Annotated in this window: 21 protein-coding genes; 11 read left to right on the forward strand and 10 right to left on the reverse strand. The window is 37.5% G+C overall.

Annotated elements, in window-relative coordinates; genetic code table 11:
* Window positions 1-14: 14 nt before the first annotated feature.
* Both J4P91_RS20580 and J4P91_RS20585 read left to right on the forward strand, forming a co-directional pair.
* Window positions 15-683 carry a vWA domain-containing protein gene (locus tag J4P91_RS20580; protein ID WP_207995636.1) on the forward strand — a complete coding sequence of 223 codons (669 nt, stop codon included), beginning with the start codon at window positions 15-17 and terminating at the stop codon, window positions 681-683.
* Between the two features lie 450 nt (window positions 684-1133).
* On the forward strand, window positions 1134-1715 hold the full coding sequence (locus J4P91_RS20585; RefSeq protein ID WP_207995637.1) for an NAD(P)H-dependent oxidoreductase: 582 nt from the start codon (window positions 1134-1136) through the stop codon (window positions 1713-1715).
* Between the two features lie 30 nt (window positions 1716-1745).
* Here the strand turns inward: J4P91_RS20585 and J4P91_RS20590 are convergent, their stop codons facing one another.
* The 4 genes from J4P91_RS20590 to J4P91_RS20605 form a co-directional block, all read right to left on the reverse strand.
* Window positions 1746-2276 carry an iron ABC transporter substrate-binding protein gene (locus J4P91_RS20590; protein ID WP_207995638.1) on the reverse strand — a complete coding sequence of 177 codons (531 nt, stop codon included), beginning with the start codon at window positions 2274-2276 and terminating at the stop codon, window positions 1746-1748.
* 149 nt (window positions 2277-2425) lie between these two features.
* Complete coding sequence (locus J4P91_RS20595) at window positions 2426-3190, reverse strand: TIGR01457 family HAD-type hydrolase (RefSeq protein WP_207995639.1); 765 nt, start codon at window positions 3188-3190, stop codon at window positions 2426-2428.
* A 98-nt stretch (window positions 3191-3288) separates the two neighbouring features.
* Entirely contained in the window at window positions 3289-3921 is a 633-nt protein-coding gene (locus J4P91_RS20600) for a helix-turn-helix transcriptional regulator (RefSeq protein ID WP_207995640.1), read from the reverse strand.
* Window positions 3922-4002: 81 nt separating this feature from the next.
* Entirely contained in the window at window positions 4003-4443 is a 441-nt protein-coding gene (locus J4P91_RS20605) for a DUF86 domain-containing protein (RefSeq protein WP_017150154.1), read from the reverse strand.
* 147 nt (window positions 4444-4590) lie between these two features.
* Here J4P91_RS20605 and glpX point away from each other — a divergent pair, with 147 nt between their 5' ends.
* The 4 genes from glpX (at window position 4591) to J4P91_RS20625 (ending at window position 7247) form a co-directional block, all read left to right on the forward strand.
* On the forward strand, window positions 4591-5562 hold the full coding sequence (gene glpX, locus J4P91_RS20610) for a class II fructose-bisphosphatase (protein ID WP_207995641.1): 972 nt from the start codon (window positions 4591-4593) through the stop codon (window positions 5560-5562).
* Between the two features lie 18 nt (window positions 5563-5580).
* Window positions 5581-5847, forward strand: a complete 267-nt coding sequence (locus tag J4P91_RS20615) for a DUF3055 domain-containing protein (RefSeq protein ID WP_003208880.1) — start codon at window positions 5581-5583, stop codon at window positions 5845-5847.
* A gap of 372 nt (window positions 5848-6219) precedes the next feature.
* Window positions 6220-6720, forward strand: a complete 501-nt coding sequence (locus J4P91_RS20620) for a cytoplasmic protein (protein WP_207995642.1) — start codon at window positions 6220-6222, stop codon at window positions 6718-6720.
* An 11-nt stretch (window positions 6721-6731) separates the two neighbouring features.
* The gene (locus J4P91_RS20625) at window positions 6732-7247 is read left to right on the forward strand and encodes a GNAT family N-acetyltransferase (RefSeq protein WP_207995643.1); all 516 of its coding nucleotides are present in this window, start codon (window positions 6732-6734) and stop codon (window positions 7245-7247) included.
* Between the two features lie 38 nt (window positions 7248-7285).
* On the opposite strand, the gene J4P91_RS20630 is transcribed toward J4P91_RS20625, so the two are convergent.
* Window positions 7286-7588 (reverse strand): YutD family protein, encoded by a 303-nt coding sequence (locus tag J4P91_RS20630; protein WP_207995644.1) that lies wholly within the window; start codon window positions 7586-7588, stop codon window positions 7286-7288.
* A gap of 118 nt (window positions 7589-7706) precedes the next feature.
* Between J4P91_RS20630 and J4P91_RS20635 the strand changes: the two genes are divergently transcribed.
* Window positions 7707-8285 carry a YhcN/YlaJ family sporulation lipoprotein gene (locus J4P91_RS20635; protein WP_207995645.1) on the forward strand — a complete coding sequence of 193 codons (579 nt, stop codon included), beginning with the start codon at window positions 7707-7709 and terminating at the stop codon, window positions 8283-8285.
* A gap of 39 nt (window positions 8286-8324) precedes the next feature.
* On the opposite strand, the gene J4P91_RS20640 is transcribed toward J4P91_RS20635, so the two are convergent.
* Window positions 8325-9059, reverse strand: coding sequence for a MerR family transcriptional regulator (locus J4P91_RS20640; protein WP_207995646.1), 735 nt, complete (start codon window positions 9057-9059; stop codon window positions 8325-8327).
* 170 nt (window positions 9060-9229) lie between these two features.
* On the opposite strand from J4P91_RS20640, the gene J4P91_RS20645 reads away from it, so the two are divergent.
* The 3 genes from J4P91_RS20645 to J4P91_RS20655 all read left to right on the forward strand — a co-directional run bounded on the left by J4P91_RS20645 (window position 9230) and on the right by J4P91_RS20655 (window position 11378).
* Window positions 9230-10000 (forward strand): YhfC family intramembrane metalloprotease, encoded by a 771-nt coding sequence (locus tag J4P91_RS20645; RefSeq protein ID WP_207995647.1) that lies wholly within the window; start codon window positions 9230-9232, stop codon window positions 9998-10000.
* A gap of 98 nt (window positions 10001-10098) precedes the next feature.
* Window positions 10099-10668, forward strand: coding sequence for a histidine phosphatase family protein (locus J4P91_RS20650; RefSeq protein WP_207995648.1), 570 nt, complete (start codon window positions 10099-10101; stop codon window positions 10666-10668).
* Window positions 10669-10901: 233 nt separating this feature from the next.
* Window positions 10902-11378 carry a YbaK/EbsC family protein gene (locus tag J4P91_RS20655; protein ID WP_207995649.1) on the forward strand — a complete coding sequence of 159 codons (477 nt, stop codon included), beginning with the start codon at window positions 10902-10904 and terminating at the stop codon, window positions 11376-11378.
* A gap of 16 nt (window positions 11379-11394) precedes the next feature.
* Here the strand turns inward: J4P91_RS20655 and J4P91_RS20660 are convergent, their stop codons facing one another.
* Both J4P91_RS20660 and lipA read right to left on the reverse strand, forming a co-directional pair.
* Window positions 11395-11724: a DMT family transporter gene (locus tag J4P91_RS20660; protein ID WP_207995650.1), complete on the reverse strand. Its 330-nt coding sequence runs from the start codon at window positions 11722-11724 to the stop codon at window positions 11395-11397.
* A gap of 57 nt (window positions 11725-11781) precedes the next feature.
* The gene (gene lipA, locus J4P91_RS20665) at window positions 11782-12678 is read right to left on the reverse strand and encodes a lipoyl synthase (RefSeq protein WP_207995651.1); all 897 of its coding nucleotides are present in this window, start codon (window positions 12676-12678) and stop codon (window positions 11782-11784) included.
* Window positions 12679-12868: 190 nt separating this feature from the next.
* On the opposite strand from lipA, the gene J4P91_RS20670 reads away from it, so the two are divergent.
* Window positions 12869-13867, forward strand: a complete 999-nt coding sequence (locus J4P91_RS20670; RefSeq protein ID WP_207995652.1) for a M23 family metallopeptidase — start codon at window positions 12869-12871, stop codon at window positions 13865-13867.
* A gap of 346 nt (window positions 13868-14213) precedes the next feature.
* Here the strand turns inward: J4P91_RS20670 and yunB are convergent, their stop codons facing one another.
* The gene (gene yunB / locus J4P91_RS20675; protein WP_017153231.1) at window positions 14214-14951 is read right to left on the reverse strand and encodes a sporulation protein YunB; all 738 of its coding nucleotides are present in this window, start codon (window positions 14949-14951) and stop codon (window positions 14214-14216) included.
* Window positions 14952-15006: 55 nt separating this feature from the next.
* Window positions 15007-15309 (reverse strand): YunC family protein, encoded by a 303-nt coding sequence (locus J4P91_RS20680; protein WP_207995653.1) that lies wholly within the window; start codon window positions 15307-15309, stop codon window positions 15007-15009.
* Between the last annotated feature and the right edge of the window lie 49 nt (window positions 15310-15358).

Consider the following 15358-nt stretch of genomic DNA (forward strand, 5'->3'; position numbering starts at 1 on the left):
AAGGAGCGATTAAAATGGGAACTATTACATTAAGAAAAGAAGCGGTACGCGTTGTATTAGAAAAAAAGAAATTAACAGGAGTTGTCGCAAAAGTTGCGCTCGTATTAGATATTTCGGGGTCAATGCGAACACTATATAAAAACGGCACTGTCCAAGAAGTAGTTGAACGTGTTCTTGCAGTTGCAAGTCAATTCGATGATGATGGTTCGCTAGATATTTGGGTATACGATAATGAATTTTCAAGATTACCATCTGTTACCGAGAAAGACTTTGCTAATTACGTAGAAAATCACATTTTAAATAATAACTCCATTCATAAATTTGGCCGAAATGACGAGCCACAAGTGATGGAAGATATCATTAGAAAATACACGATTGAGGAGAAAAGTGAAGAGCCTGCCTTTGTTATTTTTATTAACGATGGTGGTTGTAAAAAAGGCATTCAAAAACCAGTTGTATTCTCTTCTAACCAACCGATTTTTTGGCAGTTTGTTGGGATTGGAAATGGCAAATTTGACGTTCTTAGAAAGCTAGATGAAATGGAAGGTCGTTTCATTGATAACGCAAACTTTTTCTATATTCGAGATATCGAAAAGACAACAGATGAAACATTGTATAACAACTTGTTGAATGAACTTCCGACGTGGATAAAAGAGGCAAAGGAGAAACGAATTTTATTCTAAAATAGAAGGTTTTGAGCCTGATATTATTATTCGTGATGAATTTACTCTTAAAGATTACGGCGTTCCTGGTAAAGTTATACATACTCCTGGTCACACAGCAGGCTCACTCTCTATTATTTTAGAGAACCAGGACGCTATTATTGGCGACTTACTGATGGGCGGGCATTTTGGGGGCATTCTATCTCCTCACTCCCCAAACATTCATTACTTTGCTGACGATATGGAACAAGTCCACAACAGTATCCACAACGTAATGAGTTATCAACCAAAGCGGGTCTTTGTTGGTCATGGCGGAATGTTACTTGGGGATAATATTAGGAGATGCTTCCCTATCCCTGTTGATAGAGTCACATCATTTGACGTAACTCCAAAATTATAACTAAAATATTTACAATAACCCTTTATTATTTGAACAAACTATCTACATATCCACAAATAGGAGGAACAAACATGAAACATTTAATCGTTTATGCACACCCAAATCCACAGAGCTTCAATCATGCGATTTTAGAAACTGTAAAAGGTGAACTAGAAGAAAAAGGTCATGAAGTACGTGTTCGCGACTTATATGAATTAAACTTCAATCCAGTATTAAACGCTTCTGATTTTGTTTCCTTTTCTCAAGGGAGTACGCCAGCTGATATTAAAGAAGAACAAGAACATATTACTTGGGCTGATAACATCACATTTATTTATCCAGTTTGGTGGGCGGGTCTTCCAGCAATCTTAAAAGGATATGTTGACCGTGTGTTTAGCCATGGCTTTGCGTATGCTTACGGTGAAAATGGAATTGAAAAGTTACTAAGTGGTAAAAAAGGATTGTTATTATCCACAATGGGGAATACGAAAGAAGCGTATACAGCAAGCGGTATGTTTGACGCAATGAAGAAAACAACGGATGCTGGTATTTTTGAATTTACAGGAATTGAAACGTTAGAGCACACATTCTATACAAGTGTTCCTGCTGTGGATAACGATGTGAGAAAACAATATCTTGAAGAAGTGAAAGAAGTAGTGAATCGCGTATTTTAATGAAAAATCCACCTTCATAAGGTGGATTTTTCATTTCATGATAAGCTTAGGAATATATCTTTGTAGAATGTTTTCTAGCTCACTCATATCTTCTTGCCTAATGAGTAAGTTCACATTATCATGCCACTTTTCTTGCCCACGATATAAGAAGATATTTTCTTTCGGATTTTCCCATATGGATGTTTTATAACCCTTTAATTCTGCATAAGAATAGTAATTCATCCCATCAATAACACCTTTTTCATACACCTTGACGTCTTTAATTAGATGAATCACGAAAAGGATCATAAAACAAATCGCTACCATGTAAGCTCCTATTTTGAGTGACAATAGTTCGAAGCTATCAATTTCTCCATCTATATACCGAACGTATGTGAGTATAAGTTGTACAAAGAAATAAGCTGGACCAAGCAATGTGAACCAACGGCTTTTTTTACGTGGATAAGTAGCGATGAGCTCTCCAATATCATCTTGCACACTTTTTATTTTATATATTTTCCATATAGCAAAACCTAAAATACACAACGTTAAAACAAGGATAATAATAGACATTATATACAATTCTATTCCTCCTATCTCTATTGCATATATCCATTAATAACACAAACACTTTATATACTAATAAATTAATTTTAACTTTTATATCCACATATCAAATATGCAATTATGCATAAAAAAAACAGGCAACCTATAAGATTGCCTGCTCACTATTACATCTTCTCAATCCACTCCGTTAAGTTATGCACAACATGAGTTGGTTGCACATCATATTCCGTTAACTTCTCCACAGTTGTGACTCCAGTGTGGACAAGAAGCGTATGCATACCAGCATTTACCCCCGCTAAAATGTCAGTATCATAGTTATCCCCAACCATTAGCGCCTCTTCTTTCGCCATGCCAAGTACTTTTAATGCTTGCTCCATAATAATGGATTCTGGTTTACCGATAAAGATTGGATCTACACCTGTGGATACTGTAACAACAGATGTTAATGAACCGTTCCCTGGTAGTAAACCACGCTCAGTTGGAATGGCAATATCTCCATTTGTTGAAATAAATGTCGCGCCATTACGTACTGCAAGACATGCCTTCGCTAGCTTTTCATATGTAATTTCACGATCTAATCCAACAACAACAAAATCAGGATTTTCATCCACAAGCTTGAATCCTTTTTCCACAAGTGCGTCATGCAATCCTTCTTCACCAATCATATAAACAGACGCATCTTGTTTACGGTCATAAATAAAGTTTGCTGTCGCCATGCTCGTTGTAAAAACTTGATCTGGTTTAGCTGGGATATCGAAACGAACAAGCTTTTCTGCTACTTGTTCTGGTTTACGAGTTGAGTTATTTGTTACAAACAAATATGGGAGACCGCGCTCCTGCAAGGCCTTTACAAAGTCACTCGCTTCTTCAATTTGTTCTTCACCGCGATACATTGTACCGTCTAAGTCGATTAAATAGCCTTTATACATCTATGTCTCTCTCCTTTTTGTCCTAGCGTTCATACCTTCTTATATTAACCGCTTTTGCCAAAGAAAAAAACGCTTCGTCTAAAAGCGTCCCATAACGTTCATTTTTTCTCTTGTATGTGATACGAACAGTGACAGTCACCATCGCACATATTTGATAACACTTTCACATCTTCATCAGAAAACAACCGCTTATACATATTTTCTTCCTCCAAACAAAGCTGTGGATATTTTTCAGCAACAGCCTTTAATGGACAATTTTGTTTTTGTAATATGTATGAGTTTTCCCCATCTTGCTTCACTTGTACCATATATCCATTTTCCTCTTGGATAACGGTAACCTCCCTAAGCTTCTGTAATACATTCTCTCGGCGACTTACTCGTTTTTCTAATTGCTCCTCCATCCGATTCGTCCTTGCCTTTAAAATGGCATTTACAAGGGTTTCATCACCAATTTGCTCTAAATCCTCTAACATCCCTAAAGCAAATTGCTTATAATCTTTCGGAAATGAATCTTCGCCTTTTTGACTTAGGGCGTATACATATGTTGGCCTTCCCACATGTTGGCGCACCATTTTCGATTGAATTATTTCTTCTTTCTCAAGCTTACTTAAATGACGACGTACTGCCATCTCTGTAATCTCCAAAGATTCCGCTAGCGATCCAACCGTTTGTTCACCGTTTATTTTTAAAAGCTGTACAATTTCTTCCTTCGTTGTACGTGCTTCCCCCATTTTCTATCCTTCTCCCTTTTTAGCCGTTCCCATAGACAAAAAAGACCCCCAAAAAGGTGAATGGGGATCTTATCCATACGCTTATTCTGCTACAAATGCAGATACAGGTCCTAATTCCTTTTCTAAGTAACGGCGAATATTCGCAGGGTATTTCTGTACCACAGCGATTTGTTTTTGAATCGTTGTATATAATTCTTCATGGTTCATTTGAATATAATCTTGCATAAGCATTTTCCGAAGAAGAATCACTTCTTTTATTCCTTCTCCTTCTTCCGCGCTTATGACTTTTTCATCCATTAAAATATCAATAATATCTTCATAACTTCCTGGATCACGCATAATAAATCCATCAATCATTGCATTTCCAACATCTAATATGCAATCAATGACAAGATGCGACATACGCTCTAATGCGTAATATTCAAAAGGAGTTTCATATTGCTGCTTCTCTTGAAATGTATCCACTACCTGCTCTAAACATGTTAACATTTGTTCTATTTTTTTTCTGTCTACAAAGTACATGAATGTCACCTACCTGGAAATAAAAGCATTTACATTTTAATTGTAACCGTTTCTTCTGAAAAAATCGACAATTTTTCGAATTCACCTTTCCCTCGTTATTTGTTATAGTTATAACTGTATGATTTTTGAAATTGGAGGAATGTCACCTTGGAACGTGAACTCGCATTAGAAATTGTCCGTGTAACAGAAGCAGCAGCCTTAGCATCCGCACAATGGATGGGCCGCGGAAAGAAAAACGAAGCAGATGATGCAGCAACTACTGCTATGCGTGATATGTTTGATTCAGTAAACATGGCAGGTACTGTTGTAATTGGTGAAGGAGAACTTGATGAAGCACCAATGTTATATATTGGTGAGGAACTTGGAACAGGCAACGGTCCAGAAGTAGATATCGCCGTTGACCCATTAGAAGGTACAAACATCGTTGCAAAAGGTCTTGCAAATGCAATGGCAGTTATCGCAATCGCAGATAAAGGGAACCTTCTTCATGCTCCGGATATGTACATGGAAAAAATAGCGGTTGGTCCAAAAGCAGCTGGTAAAATTAGCTTAGATGATCCAATTGAGAAAACAATTGAAATTGTAGCAGAAGCAAACAATAAAAAAATTCGTGATCTAACGGTTATCGTCCAAGAACGTGAACGTCATCAAGATATTATTGACCGTGTTCGTGCAAAAGGTGCACGTGTAAAACTATTCGGTGATGGCGATGTTGGTGCGTCAATCGCAACAGCTCTTCCAGGAACAGGAATCGATTTATTCGTTGGTGTTGGCGGCGCTCCAGAAGGCGTTATCTCTGCAGCAGCACTGAAATGTCTTGAAGGCGAAATGCAAGCACGCTTAGTTCCAATGAATGAAGAAGAAGAAGCACGTTGCCGTAAAATGGGATTAGAAGATCCTCGTCAACTTCTTATGTTAGATGACTTAGTATCAGGCGATGACGCAATCTTCTCAGCAACAGGTGTATCCGCTGGTGAGCTATTAGATGGTGTTAAATTCCTTGGTGGGGATTTAGCAGAAACGTACTCTATCGTTATGCGCTACAAAACAAGAACAGTACGCTTTATTAAAACGCATCATCATTTAGATCATAAACCTCACTTAAACTTAGATATTTAAAAAAGGAGCCTGTGTAGTATGGAAGAACGTTTCTTTCTTTACGACGATACAGTCGATACAAAAACGCGTTTCGTTAGCTTTATGGGAGAAAATGAGCGCCACGATTTAGCGCTTTTATATTCTGATCGTCATTATGGTAAAACAATTGTCCTTGATATGCAGCGCAATAAATTTGCAATCATCGGCACTGACGATTTAAACGAACCCGGCTACTTAGAGCATGCTTTTTCTGTCTCTGAAGAAATTGCAGAAGAACTTCGCTCATTCTTATTTGAACTTATATAATATTATGACACCAGCTACCTTGATGGCTGGTGTTTTTTCACATAAAAACATTTTGAATTTTCAATCTCTTATGGTATACTTATGAGCAAATCTATTTGGAAGAAAGGACGTCTACTACGTATGCCAACATTTACTTTGTAATGGATCAGCAATTGAATAGCATTACTCTTAAAAAAGCTGTGTGCTTTTATCAAGGGAGTAGTCTGTTCATTTCCCATTACAAAGGAACGTAACGCATCTGTAGTATGATGTTGTACGGAGGTTCCTATAAGGGAACCTCTTTTTATTTTTGTCTATTTCTTCCTCATTCATACTGCAAGACATCCAAATAGCTGTATTACGTTCCTTTACCATCAAACGAGGTGAAGGAAAATGCAGAAAGTACAACTTTCTTGGAGTTTATATGACAATGAATTTGAAACAAAGATTGAAAAACATTGTAAAAATTGTGGGCATACCACCCTTTTTACTGATACAAATATTCGTAGACATAACGCAAATGGAAAAAACATTTACCGCTTTGCCATTTATAAATGTCCTAAAGGCCATACGTGGAATAAGAAACTTCAAATTTATAAATCGTTTTCTGATCATGTCGAAACGCTCGATGTGTTTCAGAAAGAACAAGATGAAACAACCACTACCATTTCAATTATGCAATATAAAGAAAATGGTACTACACAAATAAACATTACACTAGAAACCGTTTTAGGCTCTCATCGCATGGATAAAGCACTCGCAGCGTATATTTCAGATTGGAGCCGCACCGCGATTGTAGATCGAATCAAAAACGGACACATTCAGTTGAATGGACAACAGATGAAACCAAATACAACGCTTGCTGAAGGTGATCTTATTTCAATTTGCTTGTAAAGGAGACACATATGCTACAAATAATAAAAGGTACACTTAACCAATTAGATGAATTAGATGCTATGTATATGCAGTGTAAAGAAGACCTATTACAAAAGCAGATTTACCAATGGGATGACTCTTATCCGACGCGTGAAACGGTTTCCTATCACTTAGAAAATAACGAGCTTTATTGTCTATATGAAGATGATTCAATCGTTGGTGCCGTCGTTTTGAACGAATATCAGTCCCCAGAGTATACGCTTATTAATTGGTCAAAAATGGAGGGGCGTCTTCTCATTGTCCACTCTTTTGTCATCCATCCTAACTCCCAAGGAAAAGGATATAGCAAAGTATTATTATCCTTTTGGGAAAATGAAGCGGAGCAAAAGAATTATACGGGGATACGCTTAGATGCCTTCACAGGTAACCCTGTTTCCTTATGTCTATATGAAACAAACGATTATATTTGCTGCGGCGCTGTTTATTTTGCAAGTAAACCACAGCCTTACAATTGGTATAACTGCTACGAGAAAGTATTCGACTAAAAGAAATTCCTCTTACATCTACGTAAGAGGAATTCTTTTTATTTCTTCACTTTTCGTAATACAAAGTGTGCACAACCAAAATTACAGTACTCATATAAGTATTCTGTTAATGTACTAATTTTCGTATCATATGTCGCACGTTGGTTACTATCATCAAAAAAGCCGCGCAATCTAAGTTGATCGTACCCCCAGTCACCAACGATATAATCATATTTATTTAAAATTTCTGCATAGCGCTCTTTAAATGCTTCTTCACGAAAACCGTTACGATAGTCTTTAATTACTTCGTACTGAACATTATTAATGCTCACTGTAGCATGAATCTCTTGCTTTTGCTCCATCATTAACTTCCTTTCTAAGCATTCTTCTTTTTATCGTATCACAAAGCCTAACAACCAACAATTTCAAATACAAAAAATTGAAAAGTAGTAAATGCTATGGGGAAGGAGGTGATACATCGTGAAAAAACAAATGATACTCTCTCTTCTCACTCTTTCCTTATTTGCTGGTTGCCAAACGGCCAATAAAGCTGAGATGGAACGTGAGGAAGGGAGTCGCGTTCTTGTTTCCAATAAAGATGATATGTATCATACAGAAAATACAAATACGCGGCTTACAAGAGTCGGTTACTCATCTAAAGAAAAAGATGAAGTATCTAACAAACAAGTAGGCGTGATTAACCGTGAGAAAGTAGCAGAAATGATTACAAATATGACAGTAAATCTTCCGGATGTCACAAATGCTGCCACCCTCGTTACAGATGATGAAGTATTTGTTGTATACCGCGCCAATACAACTGATCCTGCACTTGTGACAGACCAAGTATATAAAACAGCTTTGTCCATCGTTCCTCGCTATTATAAAGCATATGTATCAACAGACCAAAAATTGATTTCGCAAATTCAAGGACTGCAATCTGGTACATTAAACAATAAGGAATATGAGCAAAGCCTTGATATGTTAAAACGCGAAATGGGGAAAAATCCGCATTTGAATAATAGTCAAAATGCTACGCTAAACGACATGATTAAAAAATAAAAAAGATGGCGGCTGCCCACTTGAGACAGCCCCATCTTTTTATTTTTTACGGTTATCTGCATATACTGCCATTGCATCACACATAAACTGTGCTAACCCTTCTCCAAACTGATTAATATTTTTTGTAAAGCGTTCATCATCGACGTACATTTGTCCTAATCCTTTAAATGCCTCTAATGAATATTGACCAAAGTTTTGCAAGTAATCGTACCATTCTTGAATTGCTTCTTGTGCTTCTTTAGCATCAGGTGCACCATTGCGAAGCGTAGCTAGTTTTCGATAAATTGCATTAAACTCCTCTTGCTTTTCCTTAGGCATGCTAGCTGCTGCTTTATTTGCTTTATCAACAGCTTCGTCCCCCCATCTCTTACGTGCTTCCTCTTCATATGGGTTATGACTAAAATCAAATCCTTCAAATTTTTCTTTATTCGTCATGTCAATCTCTCCTTTTGTATGCTTAATCGTCTTATCAATTGTCGCAATCACCTTATCCAGTCGAGCTCGCTTCTCTAGTAGCATTTTCTTGTGCAACGTAAGCGCCTCTTCCCGGTCAAATGAAGGACTCATGATAATTTCTTTAATCTTCTTTAAAGGGAAGCCAAGCTCTTTAAAAAATAAAATTTGCTGTAATGTCTCTAAATTTTCATTAGAATACAGACGATAACCAGAACCCGTTATCTCATCCGGTGTTAAAAGCCCAATTTCATCGTAATGATGTAGTGTGCGCACACTAATACCAACTAAATCGGCTACTTCTTTCACTCTCATTGTCATGATTTCGCCTCCCTCAATACATACAATAAAGTATCACGCAACGTAAGGGTCAATAGGAAAAAACTCTTTTTTCATCACTTCTATTTTCACTAAGATAAGCGATTCCCTCCACATTCCCCTCATTTTCCTGCATAATATAAGGGTACATACATTAGAAAGTGGTGAAAAGTATGGTCTCAAATGCTGTAATTGCTAGTATGATTACCCAGCTTGTACTCTCAGTTCTCGTTCCGGTTATTGTACTTGTTTATTTCCGAAAAAAATACCATATAAACTGGAAAGTTGTTGGAGTTGGCGTTCTTATCTTTATCGGATTTGCGCAAATTCTCGAAACACCTTTTCACGTATTTATGTTAGGAAATCCAACAATATCCGAATTATTGAAAAATCCATTTCTCTATGCTATCTATGGTGGACTCACCGCTGGTATCTTTGAAGAGTTGGGACGATTCATAGCCTTCTTCTATTTACTTAAGAAATACCAAGAATATAAAGATGGTTTAGCATATGGAATTGGACATGGGGGAATTGAATCTATTTCAATCGGAGCACTAGCTAGTCTTCAAACCCTTTACTTTGCTATTTCAATCAATAATGGAAGTTTTTCAAAACTTATTGAAAAATCTCCTCAGCTCAGTCAAGTACAAGATATATTGCTTAATACTCCTTTCTATTTATATCTACTTGGTAGTTTAGAAAGGATCATGGCACTTGTCCTTCAAATTGCTTTTACAATGCTTGTATTATATGGCGTAAAGCATAAGAAATATATTTTTGCTGTATACGCTGTACTTTTCCACGCCTTTGTGGACTTCTTTGCGGCTCTTTATCAAAGACAAGTTATCAACATATTTATCGCAGAAGGCATTACAGTTGTGTTTACAATTTGTGCCTTTATTCTTATTCGCAAAATGAAAGAAAAACTGACAATTGAACCATAAAAAAGCTAAGTCAACATGGCTTAGCTTTTTTAATAGAGGACTTTATTTTCTCTTTGTCGAAGTATGTTATGGTCAACTTACAAAGTGAGGGATGAGTATTGAAGAAGCTTATTTTAGTACGTCACTGCTCAGCTACTGGTCAAGAGCGTGAAGCAGAACTAACGACTGACGGGAAAAATGAAGCAAATATTCTTGCTGAATTTCTCATTACGAATAACTTACAAATAGACGCCATTATTTCAAGCCCTTTTACTCGAGCAGTCCAATCCATTGCACCTTTTGCATTACGAGCCAATTTACCAATAAAAGAAGATGAGCGCCTAGAAGAACGTAAATTAAGCGGGGCTCCAATGGAAGATTGGTTACAAAAACTCGAACATACTTTTACAAATATAGATATTGCCTTTTCAGGCGGAGAGTCAACAAAACAAGCGATGGACCGTGCTGCATCGCTGATTCAAGATGTTTTAAAACAAGAACATCACGTAACACTACTCGTTACGCATGGAAACTTACTAACACTTATTTTAAAGTACTTTAATGATCAAATTGGTTTTCAAGAATGGAAAAGCTTAAGCAACCCCGATATGTATGAAATTACAATTGATGAACGGACAACAATCTACAGGTTATGGGGAAATACCAAGCAAAATCATTACACTAAATAACATTGAACATATTTGTTATGCAATTTCCTTGTTATATTCAAGAAAGTGCACAGCCTATCCATCATAACCATATAACATCCCTATCGAATGCATTCAGTTGACATCGCGAGAAGATGCCTGACATGCTTCCTGTGTCTTTACAACATGCGGAGCTTTTTATAACAGAGACTTTTGGATACTTGAAATTGTAAGGATGAACATGCACTAAATATAGAAAGGGGTATTACCAAAATATGTACGAAGAAGTAATCTCTTTATTACATAAAACAAATGCTTCCTATGAAAAATTTGAACATGAACCAGTTCTCGATTACGAAACGGATCGAGTCGTCCGTGAACGTCTTGGCTTACAAGGCGCTCCAAGTAAAAGCTTATTTTTAAAATCAAAATCTGAATCCTATTACGTTTTCTTTACATTAGAAGGGACTCGTCTCGAGAGAAACGAAATGAAGGAAATCACTGGGCAACGCTTATCCATTTGTTCACCTGATGAACTAAGAGAACAAACAGGATGTATTCCGGGATGCGTCGCTCCTTTTGGCTATTCACAGGATGTAACAATTATTGTGGATCGTTCCATCTATGCCTATGAAAAAATTTTAATTACACCTGGTGTTCCGGAATTTACAATTGAATTATCCACAGAGGAATTGAAAAAGATTTTATCCACATGCCAAAATACCGTTTTAGAATACGGAAAAGAGAGCTGATCATTCAGCTCTCTTTTTAATGGGCACTAGATCCTGACATATTTAATACTGCTACTCCGCCTATGATAAGTATTAATCCAACAGCAGTTTGCCACGTAAAAGCATCTTTCCAAACAAGTACACCAATCAGTGCCGTTAAAGCCGTTCCTACTCCTGACCAAATCGCGTATGCCGTACTAAGTTGTATATGCTGCAATGCTTTAGAAAGGAAGAAAAATGCTGAGGCAAATCCAAGCACTACCCCTATGCTTGGTAACACTTTTGTAAAACCATTTGATACCTTTAGCATAGTTGTCCCAAATACTTCACTTACAATTGCAATTGCTAAGAAAATAAAAGCTTTCATTCGATTCCTCCTAAAAAATCCTTCTTAGCATTCTCACTAAGAAGGATTTTTTTACAATTATTTTGCTGCTGCTGTATTCTCTTTAGCAGAACGTACTTGCTCATCTGCATGATAAGAAGAACGTACAAGCGGACCAGCTTCACAGTGGCTAAACCCTTTGCTAAGTGCAATTTCTTTTAGCTCTGCAAATTCAGCTGGTGTGTAGTATTTAATAACTGGTAAATGCTTTTTAGATGGTTGTAAGTATTGTCCAAGTGTTAAAATATCCACATTGTTCGCACGTAAGTCGTCCATTGCTTCAATTAAGTCTTCTCTTGTTTCACCTAGTCCCACCATAATGCTAGATTTAGTTGGAATATCAGGTTGCATTTCTTTTGCACGACGTAAAAACTCTAATGAACGGGGATATTTTGCTCTAGCGCGAACTCGGTCAGATAATCGACGTACAGTTTCAATGTTATGGTTTAAAATATCCGGTTTTGCATCCATTAACATTTTTAAGTTTTCTTCTACCCCACCCATATCAGATGGTAACACTTCAATAGACGTGAATGGATTTTTGCGACGAACAGCACGCACTGTTTCAGCAAAAATAGCTGCTCCGCCATCTTTTAAATCATCACGTGCAACCGCTGTTATAACAACGTGTTTTAAGCCCATTTGTACAACAGAATCTGCTACGCGTTCTGGCTCTTGTAAATCAAGCTCTGTTGGTAAGCCTGTTTTAACCGCACAAAAACGACAAGCACGTGTACAAACCGCACCTAAGATCATAAATGTCGCTGTTTTTCTTACAGCCCAACATTCGTGAATGTTTGGACATTTTGCCTCTTCACAAACGGTATGAAGCTGCTTAGTACGCATCATTTTCTTTAAGCCTGTATAGTTTTCATTTGTATTTAACTTAATTTTCAACCATTCGGGCTTGCGCTTATATTCTGTTTGTTTTGTCATGTTATCAACTCCGCACAATATGAAATAGTTTACCGTGTTCGCTTCTTTCAATGTAACATATCTATTCTAACGTATGAAAGCGATTTGCTCAAATGAAGATTCCAATAATTTTTACCAATGATTTACTATAATGAAATATCTCGTATATCCCACACTAAAGAGAGTGATGTTGTGAAAGGAGTTCATTTTCATGCTTCGAAAGATTTCCATATTGCTTTCTATTTGTTTTCTTCTTCAGCAAGGGGTTGCCTATAGTGAAGTTGATCAAAAACAAATATACGAAAAGCGCATGACACTTTATAAAGAAACAGAAAAAGTTTCTCGTATTCCATGGTATTATTTAGCCGCAATTGATCAATATGAACGAAATATACGGAGCGTAAGAAGAGATATTCCGAAAAAAACTAACGCTATTATTTCAATTTACTTCAAACCAGAGGTGTGGTCTGGTCCTGCTAATAGTTCTACTAATGATACTTTCCCCCATACCATTTCCCTGTTTGGAGGAATTGGTTTAGATGGCGATAAAGACGGATTTGCAAATGCAAATAACGACAGGGATATTTTGCACACAATGGCGACCATTGTAAAGAAGCAAGGAACATCAGAAGATCGTATTAAAATTATGCTTTGGGAATATTATAGGCGTGCAAAAACAGTTGAGCTTATTACGGAATATGCTCGCATGTATAAGCACTACGGCCGTATTAACTTAGAAGGAAACGCTTTTCCTCTTCCTGTTCATAGCGATCATAGCTATCGTAGTACCTTTGGAGCTGGACGGAGCTTTGGCGGAAGACGCATTCATGAAGGAACTGATATTTTTGCAAGACATGGCGTACCAGTACGATCTACTTGCTACGGTATTATTGAAACAAAGGGCTGGAACCGCCTTGGCGGCTGGCGCATCGGCATTCGCGATTTATATAACAATTATCATTATTACGCACATTTAGGCGGTTTTTCAAAAGAAATACAACTTGGACAAATTGTCGAACCAGGAAAAGTCCTTGGGTTTGTTGGAAATACAGGTTATGGTCCTCCTGGCACAGCCGGAAAATTCCCTCCGCACTTACACTTTGGGATGTATAAAGACAACGGCTATACAGAATGGGCTTTCGATCCGTACATGCATTTAAGTTTGTGGGAGCGGAAAGAACGTGCGAATTTAAAAAATAACCGTAGCTAGAGGCTACGGTTATTTTTTCATATCCCTATACCGACATTGCAATTATTCCTAAAAGGAATTGCAGAACATAACTCATAACAATGCTCATCCAAGCCCACTGATTATTAGCCCTCACCAATCGGGCTTTTACTGGCAGTTCAGCTCCCACCTAACTTCTTTAGAAAAGCGGAAGCGGCTCGCTCAGAATCGCAGGACGTTGGAGTACCCGACAGAGAGGCGCTTTTTGCCTCGTCCGAGGGGGCGAAACGACCGGAGATTCTAGCCGCTAGAGCTGGACAATGCTTTCGCTGAATTTTGAGGTGGGAATGTTACTGCCCGCGAATAGCGAGATAAAAAAGCGAATGACTTAATCATCCGCTTTCTTTCCTTTACTATCTGGCACAACGACTCCGCCACTTCCATAATAAGATGGTACCTCTCCTTGTACAATTCGCGTCGCAATTGGAATATTTTGTTTCACTGTAATTTCTTTTGTACGAAATGGAATAATTACCTGCAGCGTAACGTCCACTTCCATAACGACTTCAATCGCTGTATTATTAATACCATGCGGTTTCACATTTTGTTTAATATCCGTACTTACATGACCAATTGTTGTAAAATCAATCGGAATATCTGGCCCTAAATTTCCAAGTAGTGCATTATCCGTTATGCGCCCAAGAGGAACAGACATCGACACTCCACTCTCTTCTGGAAGACCGAGCGCCTTCATATCCCCCTTCTCCACTTGATGCAAATATTTCTCTATGTATGCAGTAGTCGATGTTAAAATCTCATTTACTTGCTTTGTATTTAAATCGATTGTAGATACTTTTCCATTCTTATCATTTTGTACTTTCATTAATGAGTCAACATCAAATCCTTCTTTAATTCGATCCTTTACCGCCTTCGTCATCACAACCGTTGCCATTTTATGTGTCTGCATTTCCCCATACTTGATCAATGTTGGCTGAATACTTTTATTCACAATCCAGAATCCTTGTAAAGTTAATAATAAAAAAATGATAAACGAAATGAGTAGTACATGCCGAAAGGGAAGCGGTCCTTTTCGAAACCGCGAAGCTCTTGGACGAAATGTACGCATAAGAAAACCCTCCTTCTTATATCATTTCTATGCAAGAAAGAGGGACGATATATGCTTATATCATTTTTAATAACGCATCTTTTCCAATTGTTCCTACTGGAATGCCTAAAGCCTCGGCACCAGTCGTTACCGATTCAAGCGGCGCTTCAAGAAGCTGCTCAATCGTTCTCACGCCAACTGCACGGCCAGCAATAATTCCTCGGTCCCCTAACTTCTCGTTTAAGAGACCGACATCTAAAGCGCCACACATAATATATCCTTTATCGCTCATAACAGCCAGCAAATTTGTTTTCGGAAGCTTTACGCTAACCGCTATAAACGTATAGTTATCAATGTTAATTGGTTCCACATTCACCATAGTTCACACACTCCTCTCTTTCTTATCTTTATGAAAAGAAAAAAATGAG

The sequence above is a fragment of the Bacillus sp. XF8 genome (assembly GCF_017498755.1).
Classification (GTDB): Bacteria; Bacillota; Bacilli; order Bacillales; family Bacillaceae_G; genus Bacillus_A; species Bacillus_A bingmayongensis.

Excerpts from the sequence above, each read along its gene's own strand:
- J4P91_RS20580 (WP_207995636.1), top strand. The coding sequence starts at position 15 with ATGGGAACTATTACATTAAGAAAAGAAGCGGTACGCGTTGTATTAGAA.
- J4P91_RS20585 (WP_207995637.1), top strand. The coding sequence starts at position 1,134 with ATGAAACATTTAATCGTTTATGCACACCCAAATCCACAGAGCTTCAAT.
- J4P91_RS20595 (WP_207995639.1), bottom strand. The coding sequence starts at position 3,190 with ATGTATAAAGGCTATTTAATCGACTTAGACGGTACAATGTATCGCGGT.
- J4P91_RS20600 (WP_207995640.1), bottom strand. The coding sequence starts at position 3,921 with ATGGGGGAAGCACGTACAACGAAGGAAGAAATTGTACAGCTTTTAAAA.
- J4P91_RS20605 (WP_017150154.1), bottom strand. The coding sequence starts at position 4,443 with ATGTACTTTGTAGACAGAAAAAAAATAGAACAAATGTTAACATGTTTA.
- J4P91_RS20615 (WP_003208880.1), top strand. The coding sequence starts at position 5,581 with ATGGAAGAACGTTTCTTTCTTTACGACGATACAGTCGATACAAAAACG.
- J4P91_RS20620 (WP_207995642.1), top strand. The coding sequence starts at position 6,220 with ATGCAGAAAGTACAACTTTCTTGGAGTTTATATGACAATGAATTTGAA.
- J4P91_RS20625 (WP_207995643.1), top strand. The coding sequence starts at position 6,732 with ATGCTACAAATAATAAAAGGTACACTTAACCAATTAGATGAATTAGAT.
- J4P91_RS20630 (WP_207995644.1), bottom strand. The coding sequence starts at position 7,588 with ATGGAGCAAAAGCAAGAGATTCATGCTACAGTGAGCATTAATAATGTT.
- J4P91_RS20640 (WP_207995646.1), bottom strand. The coding sequence starts at position 9,059 with ATGACAATGAGAGTGAAAGAAGTAGCCGATTTAGTTGGTATTAGTGTG.
- J4P91_RS20645 (WP_207995647.1), top strand. The coding sequence starts at position 9,230 with ATGGTCTCAAATGCTGTAATTGCTAGTATGATTACCCAGCTTGTACTC.
- J4P91_RS20655 (WP_207995649.1), top strand. The coding sequence starts at position 10,902 with ATGTACGAAGAAGTAATCTCTTTATTACATAAAACAAATGCTTCCTAT.
- J4P91_RS20660 (WP_207995650.1), bottom strand. The coding sequence starts at position 11,724 with ATGAAAGCTTTTATTTTCTTAGCAATTGCAATTGTAAGTGAAGTATTT.
- lipA (WP_207995651.1), bottom strand. The coding sequence starts at position 12,678 with ATGACAAAACAAACAGAATATAAGCGCAAGCCCGAATGGTTGAAAATT.
- J4P91_RS20670 (WP_207995652.1), top strand. The coding sequence starts at position 12,869 with ATGCTTCGAAAGATTTCCATATTGCTTTCTATTTGTTTTCTTCTTCAG.
- yunB (WP_017153231.1), bottom strand. The coding sequence starts at position 14,951 with ATGCGTACATTTCGTCCAAGAGCTTCGCGGTTTCGAAAAGGACCGCTT.
- J4P91_RS20680 (WP_207995653.1), bottom strand. The coding sequence starts at position 15,309 with ATGGTGAATGTGGAACCAATTAACATTGATAACTATACGTTTATAGCG.